This is a genomic window from Nocardia sp. NPDC051570 (genome assembly GCF_044454005.1).
In the GTDB taxonomy this organism is placed as follows: domain Bacteria; phylum Actinomycetota; class Actinomycetes; order Mycobacteriales; family Mycobacteriaceae; genus Nocardia.
Genome location: NZ_JBITDI010000015.1, coordinates 22,543 through 42,335 on the forward strand (window position 1 = coordinate 22,543; position 19,793 = coordinate 42,335).

Below are 19,793 nucleotides of genomic sequence, written 5' to 3' on the forward strand. Positions count from 1 at the left end.
AGCGCCTGGGTTGATCGAATGTGACCGTTTTCGTTGTTAAGTTGACATGAACGATCACCCGGTCGATCCTGGACTGCGTGCCGACCTCTGCTGAGCGAATCCCCGAAACCCATCTGGCCGCTGAGGTGGCCACCCAGCCCGACGACTGGGCGCGCGCCGCGTCGACCGCCGCCGAGCATGCCGCCCTGTTGCCGAAGCCGGGCGAGCGGGTGGCCGTAATCGGTTGCGGCACCTCGTATTTCATGTCCCATGCGATCGCCTACCTGCGCGAGTCCAGCGGTCAGGGGCTGACCGATGCCTGGCCCGCCAGCGATGTGCGCACCGGTCGCGAGTACGACCGTTACGTGGTGATCAGCCGCTCCGGCACGACCACCGAGGTGCTCGACGCCATGCGCGCGATCCCGCGCGAGACGCCGCGCACGATCATCTGTTCGAGCCCCGGCACCGCGGCGCTGGAGCTGGGCGATCCGATCCTCATCGACGAGGTCGACGAGCAGTCGGTGGTGCAGACCCGCTTCGCCACCACCACGCTCGCGATCCTGCGCTGGCATCTGGGCGAGGATCTGGGCCCGGCCATCGCGCAGGCCCGTGCGGTGCTCGCCGAGGATCTCGAAACCTCCGTCGCCGCAGTGCGTTACGCCGAGCAGATCAGTTTCGTGGGCCTGGGTTTCGCGGCCGCGCTGGCCGAGGAGGCGGGGCTGAAGCTGCGCGAATCCTGCCAGTCCTGGGCCGAGAGCTATCTGTCGACCGAATACCGGCACGGCCCGATCAGCATTGCCGCGCCCGGCCGCGCGGTATGGGCGTTCGGCGCGGTCGATCCCACCCTGGGCGACGACGTCAAGGCGACCGGTGCTCATTTCGAGCAGCGCGATATCGACCCGATGGCCGATCTGGTGCGCCTGCACCGGTTGTGCGTGCTGCGGTCGGCGGATCTGGGCCTGGATCCGGACCACCCCCGCAGCCTGAACCGGTCGGTAATCCTCGGATAAGGGGCGCATCGTGACCGCCGTGGATCCCGATGACCTGGTGCTCGCCGTCGACGTCGGCGGCACCACGATCAAGGCCGAGATCACCGATGCCGCCGGGGCGGTGCTGTCGACGGGTACCGTCGCCACGCCGCGCGCCGAGGCGGCCTTCGACGCCATGGGCGATCTCGGCGAGAAACTGCTCACCGAACTGCCTGCGGCGCACCGTGATCGGGTGGCGCGAGCAGCGGTGATCCTGCCCGGCATCGTGGATCCGGCGCGCGGTCTGGCCGTCTTCAGCAGCAATATCGGTTGGCGAGATGTCAAGGTGGGCAACCGGTTCAGTGACCGCTGGGGCTGCCCGGTGCTGATCGAGCACGATGTGACGGCCGGGGGCTGGGCCGAATGGCGGTACGGCGCGGGCCGCGGCCAGGACGACGTCTGTGTGGTCATCCTCGGCACCGGCATCAGCGGGACGCTCTCGGTGGACGGCCGCCTGGTGCGCGGCGCTGTCGGCCAGTCCGGGGAATACGGCCATATCCCGGTGCGTCATCGCGGCGGATTGCCCTGTCCCTGCGGCAGCATCGGCTGCGTGGAGACCGTCGCCTCCGGCGTCGCCATCGCGCGCGCCTACACCGCCCGTACCGGCCGCGAGATCGCCGGTGCGGAACAGGTATTCGCCGTCCTCGACACCGATCCCGATGCCCGCCACGTCGTCGACGATGCCGTGGACGCCCTGGCCGAGGGCCTGTTCGGCGTGATCCACGCCAGCTGCCCCGCCCTGATCGTGCTCGGCGGCGGCCTCGCGGCCGCGGGCGCGGTGCTCTCCGAAGCGCTGCAGAGCCGCTTCGACACCCTCTTACGGGTCGTCACGCCCCCGCGAGTCGTCCTGGGTGAGTTCGGCGCTCGCGCCGGACTGGTCGGCGCGGCCTATTACGCACGAGTGGGGGCGCTCGAATGAGGCCGGACGAGAGCGGGCTGTGGCTGCGCGGGCGGATCGTGACCGAGGCCGAGGTGATCGACGACGGTGTCGTCACCGTGCGCGGCGATCGGGTGATCGCCGTGGCATCGCTATCGGATTGGGCTGCGGCACATCCCGATTCGGAGGTTCCGGCACATCTGGGCACCGTCCTGCCCGGTCTGGTGGACATCCACAACCACGGCGGCTTCGGGCACCGGTTCGACACCACCGATCCGGCGGAGGCCCGGTCGGCGGCCGCCTATCACCACGCGCAGGGCTCGACCTCCGTCGTCGCGAGCGTGGTGACCGCCGCGCCCGACGATATGGTCGCGCAGGCCCGCGCGCTGTGGGAGGTCGCCGCCGATGCGACGATCGCGGGCATCCATGCCGAGGGGCCGTTCCTGTCCGCGGCGCGCTGTGGCGCACAGGATCCCGCATATCTGATCGATCCCGATCTCGGCCTGATCGAGCGCCTGCTGGCGGTCACCGACGGCTCCCTGCGCATGATGACCCTCGCCCCGGAGCGGACGGGCTTCGCCTCGGCCGCGAAGCTGCTCGCCGACAACGGGGTCGTGGTCGCGCTGGGGCATAGCGACGCGGCCTATGGCGAATTCCGGAACGCGTTGGCCCCCAACGGTTTCGCGACCGTGGTCACCCATCTCGCGAACGGTATGCCGCCGCTGCACCACCGCGCCCCGGGACCCGTCGCCGCGGGGTTGGTGGCCGCGGCGGAGCAGCGTGTGTACGTCGAACTCATCGGCGACGGCGTGCATTCCGAATCCGGCTTCGGCGCACTGGTTTTCGCGACCGCACGCCATCGCGTCGCGCTCATCACCGACGCGATGCAGGCGGCCGGGCTCCCCGACGGCGACTATCGACTCGGCCCGCAGCGAGTGCGAGTCGTCGACGGGGTGGCCCGGGTCGCGAGCGGTTCCATCGCGGGCGGCACGGCCACGTTGCTGCGCTGCCTGCGGTGGGCCGTGCGTGATTGCGGGGTGCCGTTGGCCGTGGCCGTCCGCGCCGCGACGGCCACCCCCGCCGCGGCCCTGGGCCTGGCCGATGTGGGCGATCTGCGGCCCGGCATGTTCGCCGATGCCATCGTGGTCGACGCCGAACTGGGGTTGCGCCGCGTGCTGCGTCGGGGACAGTGGTTGACGTGATCCTCACCGTGACCATGAACCCGGCCTACGACATGACCTACCGTGTCGAGCAGTTCGAACGCGGCCGGGTGCACCGGGTGCTCTCGGTCGAACAGCGCATCGGCGGCAAGGGCATCAATGTCGCCCGGGTGCTCAACCAGCTCGGACGCTATACGCGCGCAACGGGTTTCGCCGATTACGCGTTCGCGGCGGCGGCCGAGCTGGAACTGCCCGTCGATTTCGTCCATGCGCTGCCGTGGGTCCGCCGCACGCTGGTGATCAGCGAATCCGACGACGGCACCGCCACCTCGCTGTGGGAACCCGGCGCCCGCGTGAACGGTCCGTACGCCGTCGATCAGCTCATGGTCCGCGTGACCGGACTGCTCCCCGACACCAACGGCATGGTCGTCTCGGGCTCGCTGCCCGGCGGGGTCGGCCCGCAGGTGCCCGCCAAACTGGTCCGCGCCGCCCTCGCCGCGGGCGTCCCCACCATCTGCGATGTCGACGGCCGGGCCCTGGAGCTGGCCGCGGAGGTGCCGGGCGTGGTGCTCATGCCCAATGGCGAGGAGTTACACCGGCTGACCGGCATGACCCCCGAAACCCCCGAACAGACCGTCGCCGCCGTGCGCCCGCTGATCGACCGCGGCGTGCGCGCGGTGATCGCCACTCGCGGCGGGGCGGGCATGGTCGCGATCACCGCCGACGGCGCCTGGTCGGCGTCGCTGCCCGAGCCGATGACCGGAAATCCCACCGGCGCGGGCGATGCCGCGGCCGCCGCCGTGATCGCGGCCCTGGCCGCCGACCCGAAACCCGATTGGCCCGGGCTGCTCGTCGACGCGGTCGCCACCTCCGCCGCGGCCGTGGTCATTCCGGTCGCCGGCGAGATCGATCGTGCCGTGCGCACGCAGCTGACCCCCGACGTCGTCGTCACCGAGCTGAGCACCTAGGAGAGCACCCGGAATGACCCTGCTGCCCGTCCCCGAGCTGATCGCCGCGGCCCGCCCCGGCGGCCTGGCCGCGTTCAACGTGATCGCCCTCGAACATGCCGAGGCCATCGCGGCGGCGGCCGAGGCGGCGAAACGTCCTGCGATCCTGCAGATTTCGGAGAATACCGTCCGCTATCACGGCGGCCTGAAGCCGTTGGCGCGGGCGTGTCTGGCGATCGCCGAGGACAGTTCGGCGGCGCTGGCCGTCCACCTCGACCATGCGACCGAGCGCGCCCTGATCACCGCGGCGGTGCAGGTGGGCATCACCTCGGTCATGTACGACGGCTCCACCCTCGCCTACGCCGAAAACGTCGACAGCACAGCCGATATCGCGCGCTGGTGTCATGACCGCGACGTCTTCGTCGAGGCGGAGCTGGGCGAGGTCGGCGGCAAGGACGGCGCCCATGCGCCGGGCGCGCGCACCGATCCCGACGAGGCCGTGGCCTTCGTCGCGGCGACCGGTGTGGACGCGCTGGCCGTGGCGGTCGGATCCTCGCATGCCATGCATACCCGCGACGCCCGGCTCGACGACGAACTGATCGCCCGGCTGGCCGCGAAGGTGCCGGTGCCGCTCGTATTGCACGGCTCCTCCGGCGTGCCCGATGCGGGGCTGCGCTCGGCGATCGACTGCGGTATGACGAAGATCAACATCGCCACCCGGCTGAATGTCGTTCTGGGCGAGGCGATTCGCGGTGTGCTCGGCGCGGATGATCGGCTCTCGGATCCGCGGAGGTACCTGGGTCCCGGGCGTGCGGCCGTGCAGGGCGAGGTCGAGCGGTTTCTGCGGCTGCTCGCCTGACTAGGCGAAGACCACGCTGGCGACATACGCGGGCTGGGCCCGATCGCCGGGCCCGAGCGGTCGGGAACGCCCGTCACCGTCCTCGCATTCATGCAGCCAGGCGGTGGTATCGGTGTCGTTGACCACCTCGGCATCGATCCACATCTGCACGTTGTAGGCGATCGTGTCGACCGGATCGGTGAGTATCCGCCGATGGCCGTCCGCGTCGGTGTAACAGAACGCCCCGCGTGCCATGCTGTCGCCTTTCGGTCGGCGGTCGTCCGCGTCGGTGTGACAGCACGCCTCGAGTGCCATGCGCTCGCCTGTCGACCGGTGGCCGCCCGCGTCGGTGCAACGGCACACCCCGAGTGCCGTACTGTCTCCTTTTGATCGGAATTATCCCATGTCAAAGGCTGTTTCTGCGTAGATTTCGCAGTCGGTGGACAACTGTGACAGCGCGTTGCCGCGGTCGTTATCAGACCGCGCGGTACAGTCCGCGAATGGGACAAATGGTGTCCGACAGCGGGTCCGGAATCCACCGGATGCCGGGCCCGGTGCGCGCGGCGCAACTCATCGCCCTGGGCATGGCGGCCCTCGGCATCGCCTGCACGGCCTCGGCCGCCTGGCTGTTCGGCACCAGGCTCGCCATGATCACCGCGGTCGCCTTCGTGCCGAGCTGGCTGCTGGGAGTGCTGGCACTGGCCTTCGGTGCGGTGGGCAACACCCTCCGCATCGCGGCGATTCTGCTGGCCGGACTGGCCATGGTGTGGACCGTTCCCGCGATCACCGCAGGTCGCCCGCCGGGCTGGCTGGGCCCGATCGCCTCGCTGATCGTGATCGTGCTGTTGTTTCGCCGATCGGCCCGGCGATGGTTCGAGCCGGGCTGGTAACGCGGCCGAAATCTGGTGGGCCGATTCGCAATATCGGTGCAACCGGTTGCTCCTAGGGTGACGCGTATGAGCAGTACGGAGACCGCGGGCACGGGTATTCACATCAGCGGTCTGGTCAAGACATTCCGGGTCGGGCGGCGCGCGGTGCAGGCGCTGGATTCGGTCGAACTTCATACCGAACAGGGCGCGTTCCTGTCGTTGCTGGGGCCGTCGGGCTGCGGGAAGTCGACGGTGTTGCGCATTCTGGCCGGACTCGAGACGCCGACGGCGGGCACCGCCAGGATCGATGGGGCGAGTCCCGCCGACCTGCGGCGGCGGCACGAATTCGGCATCGCCTTCCAGGATTCGGCGCTATTGCCCTGGCGCAGTGTGGAATCCAATATCAAGTTGCCGCTGCAGGTCGCCGGGCTGCCTGTGGAGCCGAGGCTGATCGCGGATCTGATCACCCTGGTGGGGCTCGAGGGTTTCGAGAAGGCCAAACCGGCGCAGCTGAGCGGCGGTATGCGCCAACGGGTTTCGATCGCCCGCGCACTCGCGGTGAAGCCGACCGTGCTGCTGCTCGACGAGCCGTTCGGCGCGCTCGACGATATGACCAGGCAGCGGCTCAATCTGGAACTGTTGCGCATCTGGACCGAAAAGCCCGCCACCACACTGATGGTCACGCACGGCATCGCCGAGGCGGTCTTTCTCTCCGATGTGGTGGCGGTGATGAGCCCGCGTCCGGGCCGCGTGGTGGAGACGGTGACGATCGACCTGCCACGCCCGCGCACTCCCGAGATGATGCGCTCGCCGGAGTTCCACCGGCTGCACGACTATCTGTCGGAACTGCTGTTCGGCCGCAGCGGCCGCGGTGGCATCGAGGCCGCTGCGGAGGCGATCCGATGAAACGTCTCGGTGGCACGTTCGGCATCCTCGCGCTGATCGTGTTCTGGTGGATCATGGCCGATCTGCGCGTGGCGGGCGGCACGATTCCGAGCCCGTGGACGGTGGTGCACACCATGTATACCGACGGCTGGGCGCTCTACGGCCCGAACTTCCGGATCACGGCACTGGGTGCGTTGAAGGGTTTCGTCTGGGGTAACGGTCTGGCGATCGCGCTGGCCATCCTGGTGATGCTGGTCCCGCCCATCGAATCGCTGGCCACCCAGCTGGCGATCCTCAGCTACTGCACGCCGCTGCTGGCGCTGGGCCCGATCATCCTGGTGGTGTTCGGCGGTCGCACGCCGACGGTCTTCCTGGCGGCGATGTACTGCTTCTTCACCACCATGGTCGGCACGGTCGCCGGGCTGCGCTCGGCCGATCGCACCAGTCTGGATCTGGTGCGCGCCTACGGCGGCGGGCGCTGGCAGCAGCTGTGGCGGGTGCAGCTGTTCGCGGCGCTGCCGAATACGTTGGCGGCGTTGAAGATCGCCGCGCCCTCGGCGGTGCTCGGCGCCATCATCGGCGAATACCTCGGCGGCGTCGACAGCGGTATCGGGGTGGCGCTGACCGCCGCGCAGACCTCCTACAACGTGCCGCGCACGTGGGGTATGGCCCTGGCCGCCGCGGTATTGGCGGGGCTCGGCTATGCGGTGGTGGCGCTGGCGGCGCGGCTGGTCGCGCCCTGGACGGGTGCGGAGGCGCGGGCATGAACGCAGTGCGACGGGTCGGGAGATTCATTATCCCGCTGATCATTTCGCTGATATTGATGTTGGTGATCTGGTACGCGTTCCTGGAGTTGTTCCCGCAGGTGGGTCCGCGGGTGGGGCAGACACCCGGCGATGTGTGGACCTATCTGGTCACGAAAGACAGTGCGCGCCAGGCGATTCTGTCGGATCTGCGGATCACTCTGAAGGATGCGGCGATCGGCTTCGGCGTGGGCATGGTGGCCGCGCTGGTGATGGCGGCGCTGTTCGTCACGCTGCCCGCGGTGGAACAGTCGTTCATGCCGGTGGCGATGCTGCTGCGCTCGGTGCCGCTGGTGGCATTGACGCCGATCATCGTGCTCGTATTCGGGCGGGGGCTGTTCGGGGTGACCGTGCTCGCGGCGATCGTGGTGTTCTTCCCGGCGCTGGTGATGATCATGACCGGACTGCGGTCGGCCTCGACGCAGGCAATGGAACTCGTTGCGGCATATGGTGGTTCGCGATGGACGCGGCTGCGCATGGTGGCGGTTCCGGCCGCGCTGCCAGCGGTCTTCGCGGCGGCCCGGATCTCGGTGCCGGGGGCGTTGATCGGTGCGTTGCTGGGCGAATGGCTGGGCAGTGGAACGGGATTGGGGTCGAGCCTGATTCGCGCCATCCCCACCTTCCAGTACGACCGGCTGTGGGCCTCGATCGTGCTGGTCACGCTGGTATCGGTGCTGCTGTACGCGATCGTGGGCGTGATCGAGAATCTGGTGCTGGCCCGGTTCGGGCCCGATGCCGGGAGGGCTTGAGCGCCAGCGAAGTTAACAATCGATCCGGCGAAAGCAAAGTAAACGCAATCGACACGTCTTAGATTTCCCGCATGACACGCGTGACAGGCCATTCGCCGGCCCAGAAGCCTCCATCCCTGGACCGTCGGTCCTTCCTGCGCTTCTCGGCGCTGTCCGGGCTCGCGCTCGGCGGCGCCGGGCTGCTCGCGGCCTGCGGTAAGGAATCCTCGTCGGGTAATGCCAACGGCTCCACGGCCGACGGTTCCAAGTACGGCACGGTCGCCATCCAGCTGTCGTGGCTCAAGAACATCGAATTCGCGGGCGAATACTTCGCCGATGACAAGGGCTACTACCGCGACGCCGGATTCGGACATGTCAATCTCGTCGCGGGCGGCGCGGCCAGCACCTCCGTCGAGGCCGGGCTCGACACCGGCAAGATCTGGCTGGGCATGTCGGCGCCGCAGACCACCGCGCCCGCGGTGCAGGGCGGACTGCCGGCCAAGATCATCGGCACGACCTATCAGAAGAATCCGTTCTGCATCGTCAGTTCAGCCGCCAAGCCGATCATGTCGCCGGTCGAGATGAAACATCGCAAGATCGGGGTGCAGGATTCCAATCAGCTGATCTTCGAGGCGCTGCTGTCGGCGAACGGCCTGTCGCCCAGCGATGTTCAGATCGTGCCCGCCCAATTCGATCCCACGCCGCTGGCCAACGGTGAGGTCGACGGGTGGGTGAGCTATGTGACCAATGAGCCGATCACGTTGGCGGCCAAGGGTTTTCCGACATCGCATTTCCTGTTCGCCGATTACGGTCTGCCGCTCACCGCCGAAACGCTGACCGTGCGCCAGCAGACGATCGATAAGGAGCGCGACAAGCTGAAGGCCTTCCTGGCCGCGGAGATCAAGGGCTGGAAGGAGGCCGTGGCGAATCCGGCCGAGGGCGCCCGCCTCGCCGTCGAGGTCTACGGCAAGGATCAGCGTCTGGATCTCGGCGAACAGACCCAGGAGGCCAAGGCCCAGAACGATCTGATCGTCTCCGACGACACTCGGGCCAACGGCCTGTTCACCATGACCGACAAGCTCATCGCCGCCAATATCGAGGCGCTGGCCAAGGCCAAGATCACCATCAAGGCGGAGGAGCTGTTCGATATGTCGGTCCTGCACGAACTGTTCGCCGAGCATCCGGACCTGAAGTAGGTCAGGACACCCTGACCGCCGCGCGGGCGACCGACCGCGCGGCGAGGATCTCGGCGGCGACCGCGATGGCGGTCTCCACCGGCGTGCGGGCCCCGATATCGAGTCCGGCCGGGGCATGCAGCCGGGCGAGTGTGGCCGCGTCGAAGCCGCCCGCCCGCAGCGCCTCCACCCGATTGGCATGGGCGCCACGGGAACCCAGCGCCCCGAGATAGCCGAACTCCGGCAGTCGCAGCGCGACCGTGAGCAGCGGGATTTCGAACCTCGGATCCTGGGAGACCGCGACCATCGCCGTGCGGGAGGTGATCTCACCGGCGGCGGCCTGGGTGTTGAGGTAGCGATGCGGCCAATCCACCACCACCTCCGCGCCGGGGAAGGATGCGGTCGCGGCGAAGGTCTCGCGGGGATCGCAGACGGTGACGCGGTAGCCGAGCAGTCGCCCCTGCAGCGCCAGCGCGGCCGCGAAGGGATTGGCGCCGAAGATGATCAGCCGCGGCGGCGCGGTGAAGGAGGAGACGAACACATCCGACTCCGGCAGCGACACCATTTCGGTGTTGTGGCGGCGATCGGTCACCAGATGCTGGCCGATCACTTCGGGATCGGTATGCCACACCACGGTGAACACGGTGACCGGCTTGTAGATGGCCATATCCGCCGCGACGGCCGGGAATTCGGGAAAGTGCCGGCGCGAGAACGGTTCCACGAAGACGTCGATGGTGGCGCAGTCGGCGCCCACGTCCAATCCGGTCTTGGCATCGAATCGGCGCAGCTCGCGTCGCCCGGTGCGGGCGGCCTCGACCGCGGCCTCGAAGACCGCCGCCTCATAACATCCGTCGGAGACCGAGCCGAAGACGACGCCGTCGGAATCCACCAGCATCGTCGAACCGACCGGCAGCGGGGTGGGACCGAATGTGCGGACCAAGGTGGCCAGGCCACCCGTTCGGCCGCCGTGCCACACTCGCAATAGGTCATCGACGATGTCACGCATCACATAGCTCCAGGTCAGCGTGCGAGCCCGGATGGGTAGTCGTGATCACGACCCGTCGCCAAATCGTCGCACGTGACGGCCACGATATCGGTTCTCCCGTCCAGAAAGGTACGTGCGCCGGAATTTCCTTGCGCGGAATTGATCACTGCCGCCCAGTGGCGGTGAGCGAGTACAACGGGATGACCCGGGCGGTCGTGGAATACCGCCCGCGCCAGGCCGCTGGCCGCGGCCCGGGCGGCGGCCAGCACCCGGGCGACGACGTCGGCACCCACATCCGGGGTATCGACCGGCATGATGGCCGCGTAGTTCACGGTTTCCTCGACCGCGGCCAGGCCCGTGCGCAGCGATGCGGCCAGCCCCACGGCCCAGTCCGCCGCCCATACCGGGCGCACACCGTCGGGGATCGCGATGGCCGGGGCCTCGCTGACCAGCCATTGTCCGTCCGGGCCACGGCGGGCCGGACCGGTCGCGCCCAATACCACGTACAGCGGATCGCAGCCGCCCGCCCGCAGGGCCGCCACGGCCGTCCGCAGCCAGGCGCCGTCCTGCGCCAGCACCTTCGGGCGGCCGTAGCGGGTGCCCGCGCCGGCGGCGAGCAGCACCCCCGCGCAGCGTCCGTTGTCCATGGCCGCGAGGGTAACCGCGCGCGGTGATATTCGCCGTCCGAGTGGCAGGGCGCAAGGCCGTCGCCGATGCTGGAGGCGATGACGAACGACGAGATCGATCTGCGCGCCTTCGCCGCGTTGCCCGAGGCCGAGGCCGTCGACCTGCTGCTGACCTGCTGCTCGTCGCCCGTATGGGCGCAGGCCGTGGCCGAGCGTCGCCCCTTCGCGACCCGCGCCGCCCTCCTGGAAGCCGCCGACGAGGCCCTGGCCGGGATCTCGGAGGAGGAATTGGATCGTGCCCTGACCGGACATCCGCGCATCGGCGCGACCACCGGCAATCCGTCCTCGGCCCGCGAGCAGGCGGGCGTGGCCGACGCCACCGACGATATCCGCGCCGCGCTGGCCGCCTGGAACCGCGAATACGAGGCCCGATTCGGCCACGTCTATCTGGTCTGCGCCACCGGCCGCTCCGCCTCGGAACTCCTCGACATCCTGATGTCTCGCCTGCACAACGATCACCGCACCGAGCGCGGTATCGTGCGCGAGGAGCTGACCAAGATCAATCGGATCCGGCTGCGCCGTCTGGTGCGCAACCCGGCGGAGGCGTCATGAGCACCCTGAGCACCCATGTCCTGGATGCCGTCCGCGGCGCACCCGCCGCGGATATCGCGGTCACGCTATCCGCCTCGGACGGAACGGAATTGGCCGCCGCCATCACCGACGCCGACGGCCGCATCGCCGCCCTCGGAGCGGAACTGGGCCCGGGCATGTACCGACTGCGCTTCGCCACCGCCCAATACTTCGCCGCCCACCGGACCGAGGCTTTCTATCCCGAGGTCACCATCGCCTTCACCGTCGACGCGGACCGCCACTACCACGTGCCGCTGCTGCTATCGCCGTTCGCTTACTCCACGTACCGGGGTAGTTGATCCCGGCCAAAAGCGTGCCGGGAACTGGGGGAAGGGCGTGTGGGAACTGGGGGAAGGGCGTGCCGGGAACTGGGAAGGGCGTACCGGGAACTGGGGGAAGGGCGTGCCGGGAACTGGGGGAAGGGCGTACCGGGAACTGGGGAGGGCGTGCCGGGGAGCTGGGGTGGGTAACGCAGCGGCAACAAGGCAAGCCTGGGTGCAATCTCCTCGCAACCGGGGGGTCCTACTGTGGGATGGAGGTTGGTGCCGGGTGGTCTGTGGGCTGCGGCAGTATGGTGAGAGTTGGGGTGGTCGGCGTGGATTTGGATACGGTTCGCGAGGTTGTGGTGGCTCGTGAGCGGGCCGATCTGGCGGCGCTGACGGGGGATGCGGCCGTGCTGGCGGGTGGGACGTGGCTGTACTCCGAACCGCAGGAGCGGATCGGGCGGCTGGTGGATATCACGATGCTGGGCTGGCCTGCGCTTACCGTGACCGATGCGGAGCTGGAGATTGCCGCGACCTGCACTCTCGACGAGCTGGATACGGCCGTTCTGCCGCCGGAATGGTCTGCGGCGGAGCTGTTTCCGCAGGCCTGCCGGGCGCTGTTGGCATCACACAAGATTCGCCGGACCGCGACGGTCGGGGGCAATGTCTGCCTGGGGTTGCCGGCGGGCGCGGTGCTCGCCGCACTCACCGCGCTCGATGCCACCCTGTTGATCTGGGGCGAGGGCGGCCGTGATCGTCGAATCCCCGTGGCCCACTTCGTCCTCGGGCCCGGCCGCGTCGAGCTGCGACCCGGTGAGGTAGTCCGCTCGATCCACCTCACCTCCGCGAAGATGCGCTCGCGCACCGCATTTCGCAAGATCGCCCTCGCCCCGCTCGGCCGCTCCGGGTCCGTGGTGATGGGCCGCGCGGATATCGACGGCCGCTGTGCGATCACGGTGAGCGCCGCGACCATGCGCCCGGTCGTCCTCGAATTCGCCGATATGCCGACTCCTGGCGAACTCACCGCAACCATCATGGGCCTGGCGCGCGAGGTCTGGTACGACGATCCGCACGGCACCCCGGCCTGGCGTCGCCACGTCTCCACCGTGCTCGCCGGGGATGTGCTGGCCGACCTGCGCGAGGTGCGGTCGTGAGATTCGAACTCGACGGCCGTTCGATCGAGGCCCGGCCGCGCGCGGGTCAATGCCTGCGCACACTGCTGCGCGAACAGGGCGGATCGGCCGTGAAGAAGGGCTGCGATTCCGGCGACTGCGGGGCCTGCGCGGTCTTGGTCGACGGTGCGGCCGTGCACTCGTGCGTCTTTCCCGCACACCGCGTGGCCGATCGCGCGGTGACCACGGCCGCCGGACTCGGCACTCCCGACGATCCGCATCCGATCCAGCGGAGCTTCGTCGACAAGGGCGGTTTCCAGTGCGGATTCTGCACCGCCGGAATGGTCGTCACCGCGTGTGATCTGGAGCGAATGTGCTCCGGTACGCCACGGCCCGAGCAACTTCCGGACCTACTCAAGGGAAATCTCTGCCGCTGCACCGGATATCGCCCGATCGGCGAGGCCATCCGCGATGCGGAACCCGCCGCCGCCGAGGCCGGCCGTCCGTCGAGCATCGGCGCACCGGCGGGCCTTCGGATCGTCACGGGCACCGAACCCTTCACGATGGATATCCACCCGCCCGCGCCCACCGGCAACCCCGCCGATATTCCGACCTCGGCCCCACTGCATCTCGCGGTGCTGACAAGTCCGCATCCACACGCCCGGATCGTCTCGATCGATACCGCGGCGGCCGAGGCGATTCCGGGCGTGCACGCGGTGCTGACCTACGCCGACAGCCCCGCCACCCCCTTCTCCACCGCACGCCACGAGATGCGCGAGGACGATCCCGACGACACCGTGATCCTCGATCGAGTGGTGCGCTTCGCGGGCCAGCGCGTGGCCGCGGTCGTCGCCGATTCGCTCGATATCGCGCGCGCCGGATGCCGCGCGCTGCGCGTGGCATACGAGCCGTTGCCCGCCGTCTTCGAACCCGAGGCCGCCCTGAGGCCGCACGCACCGAAACTGCATGCCGATAAACCGGATTCGGGCCGCATCGCCGATCGCGCGCGCAATATCGTGGCCGAGGTGCACGGCCGGGCGGGCGATATCCAGGCCGGGCTCGCGGCGGCCGTCGAGGTGGTCCGTGGCGTCTGGCACACCCCGCGCGCTCAGCACGTCCACCTCGAGACGCACGGCAGCATCGGCTGGCTCGACGACAGCGGTCGGCTGGTGATCCGCACCAGCACCCAGGTGCCGTTCCTGGTGCGCGACGAGCTGTGTCACCTGTTCGATCTGCCGCGCGCGCGGGTGCGCGTCTTCGCCGCGCGGGTGGGTGGCGGTTTCGGCGCGAAACAGGAGATGCTGTCGGAAGATCTTGTGGCGCTGGCGGTGCTGCGCGTCGGTCGTCCCGTGCAGTACGAGTTCACCCGCTCCGACGAATTCGTCTCCGCCACCTGCCGCCATCCGATGCGGATCGAGGTGACCGCCGGCGCGGACGCCGAGGGCCGCCTGACCGCCCTGGCCGTCGATGTCCTCGCCGATGCGGGCGCCTACGGAAATCACAGTGGCGGAGTGCTTTTCCACGGCGTGAGCGAATCGATCGCCCTGTATCGCTGCGCGAACAAGCGCGTCGACGGTCGCTCGGTCTACACCAACAACGTCCCGTCGGGCGCATTCCGCGGCTACGGCCTGGGCCAGGTCGGCTTCGGTATCGAATCGGCCCTCGACGAGCTGGCCCGTCGAGTCGGTATGGACCCCTTCGACTTTCGCCGCCGCAATGTCATCGTCCCGGGCGACGCGCTGATCGGCGGACCGTGCGCGGACGATGACGATCTGGCCGTCGCGAGCTACGGCCTGGACCAATGCCTCGACCTCGCACAGCGGTCGCTGCACCGCGGCCGCGCCGAGGTGCGCGAGCAGGCGGGCTGGCGGATCGGCGAGGGTATGGCCGTCGCGATGATCGCCACCATCCCGCCGCGCGGACATCGCACCAGCGCGCACGCGGCCCTGCTGTCCGACGGCACCTACGAGATCCGCGTCGGCACAGCCGAATTCGGCAACGGAACCACCACCGTGCACGCCCAGCTCGCGGCCGAGGCCCTGCATACGGAGGTCTCGCGCATCCGCATCCGGCATGCCGACACCGACCTCACCGACCACGACACCGGCGCGTTCGGCTCCACCGGCATCGTGGTGGCGGGCAAGGCGGTCCATGCCGCGTGCGTCGAACTGCGCGCACTGCTGCTGTCCCGCGCCGCGGAGCTGACCGGTGGCGCCGACCAATTGCCCACACCCGCGGAACTGTTGTCCCGCGGGCCTTTACACGCGCGCGCCGACTACGACGGCAGTCAACGCTCGGTGGCATTCAACGTCCAGGCATTTCGCGTCGCGGTCGATCCCGGCACCGGCCAACTGCGTATCCTGCAGTCGGTGCATGCCGCCGACGCGGGTACCGTCCTCAATGACCGGCAGTGCCGCGGCCAGGTGGAAGGCGGTGTGGCCCAGGCGATCGGCGGTGCGCTGTATGAGGATATGCGCGTCGAGGACGGCATCGTCACCACGAAAACCCTGCGCCACTACCACATTCCGCAATACGCCGATCTGCCCCGCACCGAGGTCCACTTCGCCGACACCGCCGACGATTTCGGCCCGCTGGGCGCCAAGTCGATGAGCGAATCGCCCTACAACCCGGTCGCCCCGGCGCTGGCCAACGCCGTCCGCGATGCCCTCGGCGTCCGGCCGCACGAACTTCCGCTCACGGCCGACCGCCTCTGGGAACTGCTGCGCTATGCGAACAGATTCCGCACGAACGGCACCGAATCCACCAGCGAGGCGTTCACCGCCCCGCTGTGATCGGTCGGATAGGTCTTGAAGGTGAGCGGCTGCCCATTGCCCGCCAGCACCGCCGCGAAACGCAGCGTCTCGGGCGTGATCACATCGGTGTCGCGCAGGCCCTGACCCATGAACAATGGCTTGTCGTAACCCGATTCGGGCAGACCGAGATAGCGCTCGAGTATTCCGTGCAGATCCGGAATCTGTGTCAATGGCTTGGCGAACAGATTGCCGACCACCACATTTCGCGTGGCCACGTCTTCGGCGAGTGGCACCACGCATTCGTGCTGTGCCCGCGCCACCCATTCGCGGCCCGCATCGGTCAGATACGAGTCGATATTCAACTCGGGGTAGGTGGTGCGCAGGCCGTTGAGAATGAACAACACATAGGCGGTGCTGTCCGCGCCGAGTTTCACCGGCGGCATCCCGGGTCCGAGCGGAACCAGAATGTCCTCGATATAGGCGGGGACACCGGTGGCCACCGCGCCCCGGTAATCCAGTTCCGGCCCACCGAATTCGGTCGCGTAGCGGGCCGTGGTCACCGCGGCGCCGCCGCCCTGTGACTGCCCGACCACCACCCATTTCTTGGACAGCGAGCCGTACCGATCGCTCGCGGCGCGCACGGCGTCGACGACGTTGTGCGCCTCGACCACGCCGTTCAGATAGGGATGTTCGCCGGGCGTGCCGAGGCCCGCGTAATCGGCGGCGACGATCGCATAGCCCTGTTTCAACCAGGCGCCGAGATAGGCCCAGTCGCGCGCCACCTCCGCGGGCCCGCCCACGCTGTAGGCGCAGTCGTCGCCGAGTCCGACGGTGCCGTGCGCCCACGCGATGATCGGCCAGCCGCCCGCCGGCGGCGCACCGGGCGGGAAGTACACCGCGGCGCTGCCCAGCGTCGGCTGATCGCCGACGGTCGTGGTCGAGTACAGCAGCCGTTCGGAATCCACCGAACCCGGCAGCGTCGCGGCCGCCGACAGCGGTTCGACCGATTGCACCACGCCCGTCGCGGGCGCGGCCTGCGCGATCGGCAGACCCGCCAGGCCGGTGGCCGACGTGAGCGTGAGTGTGGCGGCGATCCACAGCTTCCGGAGCATTCTGATCCTTCCGAGACCTCGATCTTCGGTATCTCGCCCAGTCTTACAGCCGCACGCATGCCCCGGCCGCTCGTGGGTATCTCGAAGACCTGAAAGTGGTCCGGCCCACACCGAGGGCACTGCCCTCGCTTGTGAAGGTCGTCACAAGTGGAAATGGATGGCCGGGATGGTCCTGGGTGGTAACGATCATGCAAACAGTACGTGCGTTACGTTAAACTGCAGGTCAGACCTACTCGCGAGTATCTTCGAATCGCGCAATCAACGCGCTAATTTCGCAGAATTAGCAAAGCGCTCGGCAAAGCTAGCGGAGATTCGCAGTTGCAACAGGTAGACGGCACTTTTGGTCTGTGCAATCGTGTGGAAGTACACCCGAGGGCCCTAGCAAGCCTGCAAATTGCCGCTCCAGCAGAGTTCGGACATTCCGCCGAGTATCCGGACATGGGGCACCGACTAGACCGAAGAAGTGGAGTCAGAGATGTCGAAGACCGGCACCCCGAGGACCGCTGCGGAAATCCAGCAGGATTGGGACACCAACCCCCGTTGGAAGGGCGTTACCCGTAACTACACCGCCGAGCAGGTGTCGAAGCTGCAGGGCACCGTCGTCGAAGAGGCCACTCTCGCCCGTCGTGGTTCGGAGATCCTCTGGGATCTCGTGAACAACGAGGACTACATCAACTCCCTGGGCGCCCTCACCGGCAACCAGGCGGTCCAGCAGGTGCGCGCCGGCCTGAAGGCCATCTACCTGTCGGGTTGGCAGGTCGCCGGTGACGCGAACCTGTCCGGCCACACCTACCCGGACCAGTCGCTGTACCCGGCCAACTCGGTTCCGTCCGTGGTCCGCCGGATCAACAACGCGCTGCTGCGCGCCGACGAGATCGCCAAGGTCGAGGGCGACACCTCGGTCGCGAACTGGCTGGCCCCGATCGTCGCCGATGCCGAGGCCGGCTTCGGTGGCGCGCTGAACGCCTACGAGCTGCAGAAGGCCATGATCGTGGCCGGCGCCGCGGGCGTGCACTGGGAGGACCAGCTGGCCTCGGAGAAGAAGTGCGGCCACCTCGGTGGCAAGGTGCTGATCCCCACCCAGCAGCACATCCGCACCCTGACCTCCGCGCGCCTGGCCTCCGATGTCGCCGACGTGCCGTCGGTGATCATCGCCCGCACCGACGCCGAGGCCGCCACGCTGATCACCTCGGACGTGGACGAGCGTGACCGCGAGTTCCTGGACGGCACCCGCACCGCCGAGGGCTTCTTCGGTGTGAAGAACGGCATCGAGCCCTGCATCGCGCGTGCCAAGGCCTACGCGCCCTACTCCGACCTAATCTGGATGGAGACCGGCGTGCCGGATCTCGAGGTCGCGCGCAAGTTCGCCGAGTCCGTCCGTGGCGAGTTCCCGGACCAGCTGCTGGCCTACAACTGCTCGCCGTCCTTCAACTGGAAGGCGCACCTGGACGACGCGACCATCGCGAAGTTCCAGCGTGAACTCGGCGCGATGGGCTTCAAGTTCCAGTTCATCACCCTCGCCGGCTTCCACTCGCTCAACTACGGCATGTTCGACCTGGCCTACGGCTACGCCCGCGAGGGTATGACCGCCTTCGTCGACCTGCAGGAGCGCGAGTTCAAGGCCGCCGCCGAGCGTGGCTTCACCGCCATCAAGCACCAGCGTGAGGTCGGCGCCGGCTACTTCGACACCATCGCCACCACGGTCGACCCGAACACCTCGACCGCGGCGCTGAAGGGTTCCACCGAAGAGGGCCAGTTCCACTGAGGTTTTGGCGCCGCCTTCGGCGGCGCGGGTTTGCGGCCTCGTGACCCCGCCGTTCGGCACCCGGCGCTCGCGACTTCGTCGCATCGCGCCGGGCGCCGAATGGCGGGGCGGCCGCAAACCATCCCTGTGAGCCGAGGGCGTTGGTCGGGACCCAGTCCGCATCACCTGGGTCCCGATCTTCCTCCCGGGTCGCGAAAGCCCCTCTCGGACAAGCCAATAGCCGCCCTCTCCAGGGCGGACCTCGGCCCTTCCCGCTGAACAGCCCCGGCGGGAAGGGCATCCCTATAACGTTTCCCGTCGTAGGCGCGGGGAACACCCAGCCACCGACAGCCAGACACCAGGAGCGGGACGTGAGCAGCGAAAAGATTCAACGCGTCGGCATCATCGGCGCCGGACAGATGGGCGCCGGAATCGCGGAGGTGTGCGCGCGGGCGCATGTCGACGTGCTCGTGTTCGAACCCACCCGGGAGCTGGCCGCCGCCGGGCGCGCCCGCGTCCTGCGGTCGCTGGATCGTGGCGTCTCCTCCGGCAAGATCACCGAGCGCGAGCGGGAGCAGACGGCCTGGCGGCTGCGCTTCACCTCCGATCTCGGCGACTTCGCCGACCGCCAGCTGGTGGTCGAGGCCGTCGTGGAGAGCGAAGAGGTCAAGACCGCGATCTTCGCCGAGCTCGACAAGGTCGTGACCGATCCCGACGCCGTGCTGGCCTCCAACACCTCCTCGATTCCGATCATGAAGGTCGCGGTCTCCACCACCCAGCCCGAGCGGGTCGTGGGCATGCACTTCTTCAACCCGGTGCCGGTGCTGCCGCTGGTCGAGCTGGTGACCACGCTCAAGACCAGCGAGGCCGTCTCCAAGCGTGCCGAGGCCTTCGCCTCCGATGTGCTGGGCAAGCAGGTTGTGCGCTCGGCCGACCGCTCCGGCTTCGTCGTGAACGCGCTGCTGGTGCCGTACCTGCTGTCGGCCATCCGGATGGTCGAATCCGGTTTCGCCACAAAGGAAGACGTCGACAAGGCCATGGTGCTGGGCTGCGCCCACCCGATGGGCCCGCTGGCGCTGTCCGACCTGGTCGGCCTCGATACCGTCAAGTCCATCGCCGACTCCATGTACTCGGAGTTCAAGGAGCCGCTCTACTCGGCCCCGCCGCTGCTCATGCGCATGGTCGAGGCCGGGCTGCTGGGCAAGAAGACCGGCGCGGGCTTCTACCAGTACAACCGCTGAGGTGAGGTCCCGTACTCGTGGCCAGGGGGCCGCGAGTA

20 protein-coding genes are annotated in these 19,793 nt (G+C 68.6%); 16 read left to right on the plus strand and 4 right to left on the minus strand.

Annotated features, from left to right (window positions below):
- Nucleotides 1-77 precede the first annotated feature (77 nt).
- Genes ACIA76_RS31385 through ACIA76_RS31405 form a run of 5 tightly spaced genes read left to right on the plus strand, consistent with a single transcriptional unit; the run spans nucleotide 78 to nucleotide 4,850 of the window.
- A complete protein-coding gene (locus ACIA76_RS31385; protein ID WP_397157065.1) occupies nucleotides 78-989 on the plus strand; it encodes an SIS domain-containing protein in 912 nt (303 codons plus the stop codon).
- Between the two features lie 10 nt (nucleotides 990-999).
- On the plus strand, nucleotides 1,000-1,926 hold the full coding sequence (locus ACIA76_RS31390) for an ROK family protein (RefSeq protein WP_397157067.1): 927 nt from the start codon (nucleotides 1,000-1,002) through the stop codon (nucleotides 1,924-1,926).
- Nucleotides 1,923-3,086, plus strand: coding sequence for an N-acetylglucosamine-6-phosphate deacetylase (locus ACIA76_RS31395; protein ID WP_397157069.1), 1,164 nt, complete (start codon nucleotides 1,923-1,925; stop codon nucleotides 3,084-3,086). The genes ACIA76_RS31390 and ACIA76_RS31395 overlap by 4 nt, the downstream gene beginning before the upstream one ends.
- Nucleotides 3,083-4,012 carry a hexose kinase gene (locus tag ACIA76_RS31400; RefSeq protein ID WP_397157071.1) on the plus strand — a complete coding sequence of 310 codons (930 nt, stop codon included), beginning with the start codon at nucleotides 3,083-3,085 and terminating at the stop codon, nucleotides 4,010-4,012. Before ACIA76_RS31395 ends, ACIA76_RS31400 begins: the two co-directional genes overlap by 4 nt.
- 13 nt (nucleotides 4,013-4,025) lie before the next feature.
- A complete protein-coding gene (locus ACIA76_RS31405) occupies nucleotides 4,026-4,850 on the plus strand; it encodes a class II fructose-bisphosphate aldolase (RefSeq protein ID WP_397157073.1) in 825 nt (274 codons plus the stop codon).
- Here the strand turns inward: ACIA76_RS31405 and ACIA76_RS31410 are convergent, their stop codons facing one another.
- Nucleotides 4,851-5,084, minus strand: coding sequence for a hypothetical protein (locus ACIA76_RS31410; protein ID WP_397157075.1), 234 nt, complete (start codon nucleotides 5,082-5,084; stop codon nucleotides 4,851-4,853). It abuts the gene before it with no gap.
- 245 nt (nucleotides 5,085-5,329) lie between these two features.
- On the opposite strand from ACIA76_RS31410, the gene ACIA76_RS31415 reads away from it, so the two are divergent.
- The 5 genes from ACIA76_RS31415 (at nucleotide 5,330) to ACIA76_RS31435 (ending at nucleotide 9,310) form a co-directional block, all read left to right on the plus strand.
- A complete protein-coding gene (locus ACIA76_RS31415; RefSeq protein WP_397157077.1) occupies nucleotides 5,330-5,719 on the plus strand; it encodes a hypothetical protein in 390 nt (129 codons plus the stop codon).
- 66 nt (nucleotides 5,720-5,785) lie between these two features.
- Nucleotides 5,786-6,604, plus strand: coding sequence for an ABC transporter ATP-binding protein (locus ACIA76_RS31420; protein ID WP_397157079.1), 819 nt, complete (start codon nucleotides 5,786-5,788; stop codon nucleotides 6,602-6,604).
- Entirely contained in the window at nucleotides 6,601-7,350 is a 750-nt protein-coding gene (locus ACIA76_RS31425; protein ID WP_397157081.1) for an ABC transporter permease, read from the plus strand. The genes ACIA76_RS31420 and ACIA76_RS31425 overlap by 4 nt, the downstream gene beginning before the upstream one ends.
- Complete coding sequence (locus ACIA76_RS31430; RefSeq protein WP_397157083.1) at nucleotides 7,347-8,135, plus strand: ABC transporter permease; 789 nt, start codon at nucleotides 7,347-7,349, stop codon at nucleotides 8,133-8,135. The genes ACIA76_RS31425 and ACIA76_RS31430 overlap by 4 nt, the downstream gene beginning before the upstream one ends.
- A 71-nt stretch (nucleotides 8,136-8,206) precedes the next feature.
- Nucleotides 8,207-9,310 carry an ABC transporter substrate-binding protein gene (locus ACIA76_RS31435; protein ID WP_397157085.1) on the plus strand — a complete coding sequence of 368 codons (1,104 nt, stop codon included), beginning with the start codon at nucleotides 8,207-8,209 and terminating at the stop codon, nucleotides 9,308-9,310.
- 1 nt (nucleotide 9,311) lies between these two features.
- Here the strand turns inward: ACIA76_RS31435 and ACIA76_RS31440 are convergent, their stop codons facing one another.
- Nucleotides 9,312-10,295 carry an XdhC family protein gene (locus ACIA76_RS31440; protein ID WP_397157087.1) on the minus strand — a complete coding sequence of 328 codons (984 nt, stop codon included), beginning with the start codon at nucleotides 10,293-10,295 and terminating at the stop codon, nucleotides 9,312-9,314.
- A gap of 14 nt (nucleotides 10,296-10,309) precedes the next feature.
- The gene (locus tag ACIA76_RS31445) at nucleotides 10,310-10,921 is read right to left on the minus strand and encodes an NTP transferase domain-containing protein (protein WP_397157089.1); all 612 of its coding nucleotides are present in this window, start codon (nucleotides 10,919-10,921) and stop codon (nucleotides 10,310-10,312) included.
- A gap of 78 nt (nucleotides 10,922-10,999) precedes the next feature.
- Between ACIA76_RS31445 and uraD the strand changes: the two genes are divergently transcribed.
- From uraD to ACIA76_RS31465, 4 genes are all read left to right on the plus strand, one after another.
- Nucleotides 11,000-11,512 carry a 2-oxo-4-hydroxy-4-carboxy-5-ureidoimidazoline decarboxylase gene (uraD, locus tag ACIA76_RS31450; protein WP_397157091.1) on the plus strand — a complete coding sequence of 171 codons (513 nt, stop codon included), beginning with the start codon at nucleotides 11,000-11,002 and terminating at the stop codon, nucleotides 11,510-11,512.
- Nucleotides 11,509-11,829: a hydroxyisourate hydrolase gene (uraH, locus tag ACIA76_RS31455; protein WP_397157093.1), complete on the plus strand. Its 321-nt coding sequence runs from the start codon at nucleotides 11,509-11,511 to the stop codon at nucleotides 11,827-11,829. Before uraD ends, uraH begins: the two co-directional genes overlap by 4 nt.
- Before the next feature lie 296 nt (nucleotides 11,830-12,125).
- On the plus strand, nucleotides 12,126-12,947 hold the full coding sequence (locus ACIA76_RS31460) for an FAD binding domain-containing protein (protein WP_397157095.1): 822 nt from the start codon (nucleotides 12,126-12,128) through the stop codon (nucleotides 12,945-12,947).
- Nucleotides 12,944-15,697 carry a molybdopterin-dependent oxidoreductase gene (locus ACIA76_RS31465; RefSeq protein ID WP_397157097.1) on the plus strand — a complete coding sequence of 918 codons (2,754 nt, stop codon included), beginning with the start codon at nucleotides 12,944-12,946 and terminating at the stop codon, nucleotides 15,695-15,697. The genes ACIA76_RS31460 and ACIA76_RS31465 overlap by 4 nt, the downstream gene beginning before the upstream one ends.
- Here the strand turns inward: ACIA76_RS31465 and ACIA76_RS31470 are convergent.
- Nucleotides 15,631-16,770, minus strand: coding sequence for a lipase family protein (locus ACIA76_RS31470; protein WP_397157099.1), 1,140 nt, complete (start codon nucleotides 16,768-16,770; stop codon nucleotides 15,631-15,633). The genes ACIA76_RS31465 and ACIA76_RS31470 overlap by 67 nt on opposite strands.
- A gap of 475 nt (nucleotides 16,771-17,245) precedes the next feature.
- Between ACIA76_RS31470 and aceA the strand changes: the two genes are divergently transcribed.
- Nucleotides 17,246-18,535 (plus strand): isocitrate lyase, encoded by a 1,290-nt coding sequence (aceA, locus tag ACIA76_RS31475; protein ID WP_397157101.1) that lies wholly within the window; start codon nucleotides 17,246-17,248, stop codon nucleotides 18,533-18,535.
- 350 nt (nucleotides 18,536-18,885) lie between these two features.
- The gene (locus tag ACIA76_RS31480) at nucleotides 18,886-19,755 is read left to right on the plus strand and encodes a 3-hydroxybutyryl-CoA dehydrogenase (protein WP_397157103.1); all 870 of its coding nucleotides are present in this window, start codon (nucleotides 18,886-18,888) and stop codon (nucleotides 19,753-19,755) included.
- Nucleotides 19,756-19,793: the final 38 nt, after the last annotated feature.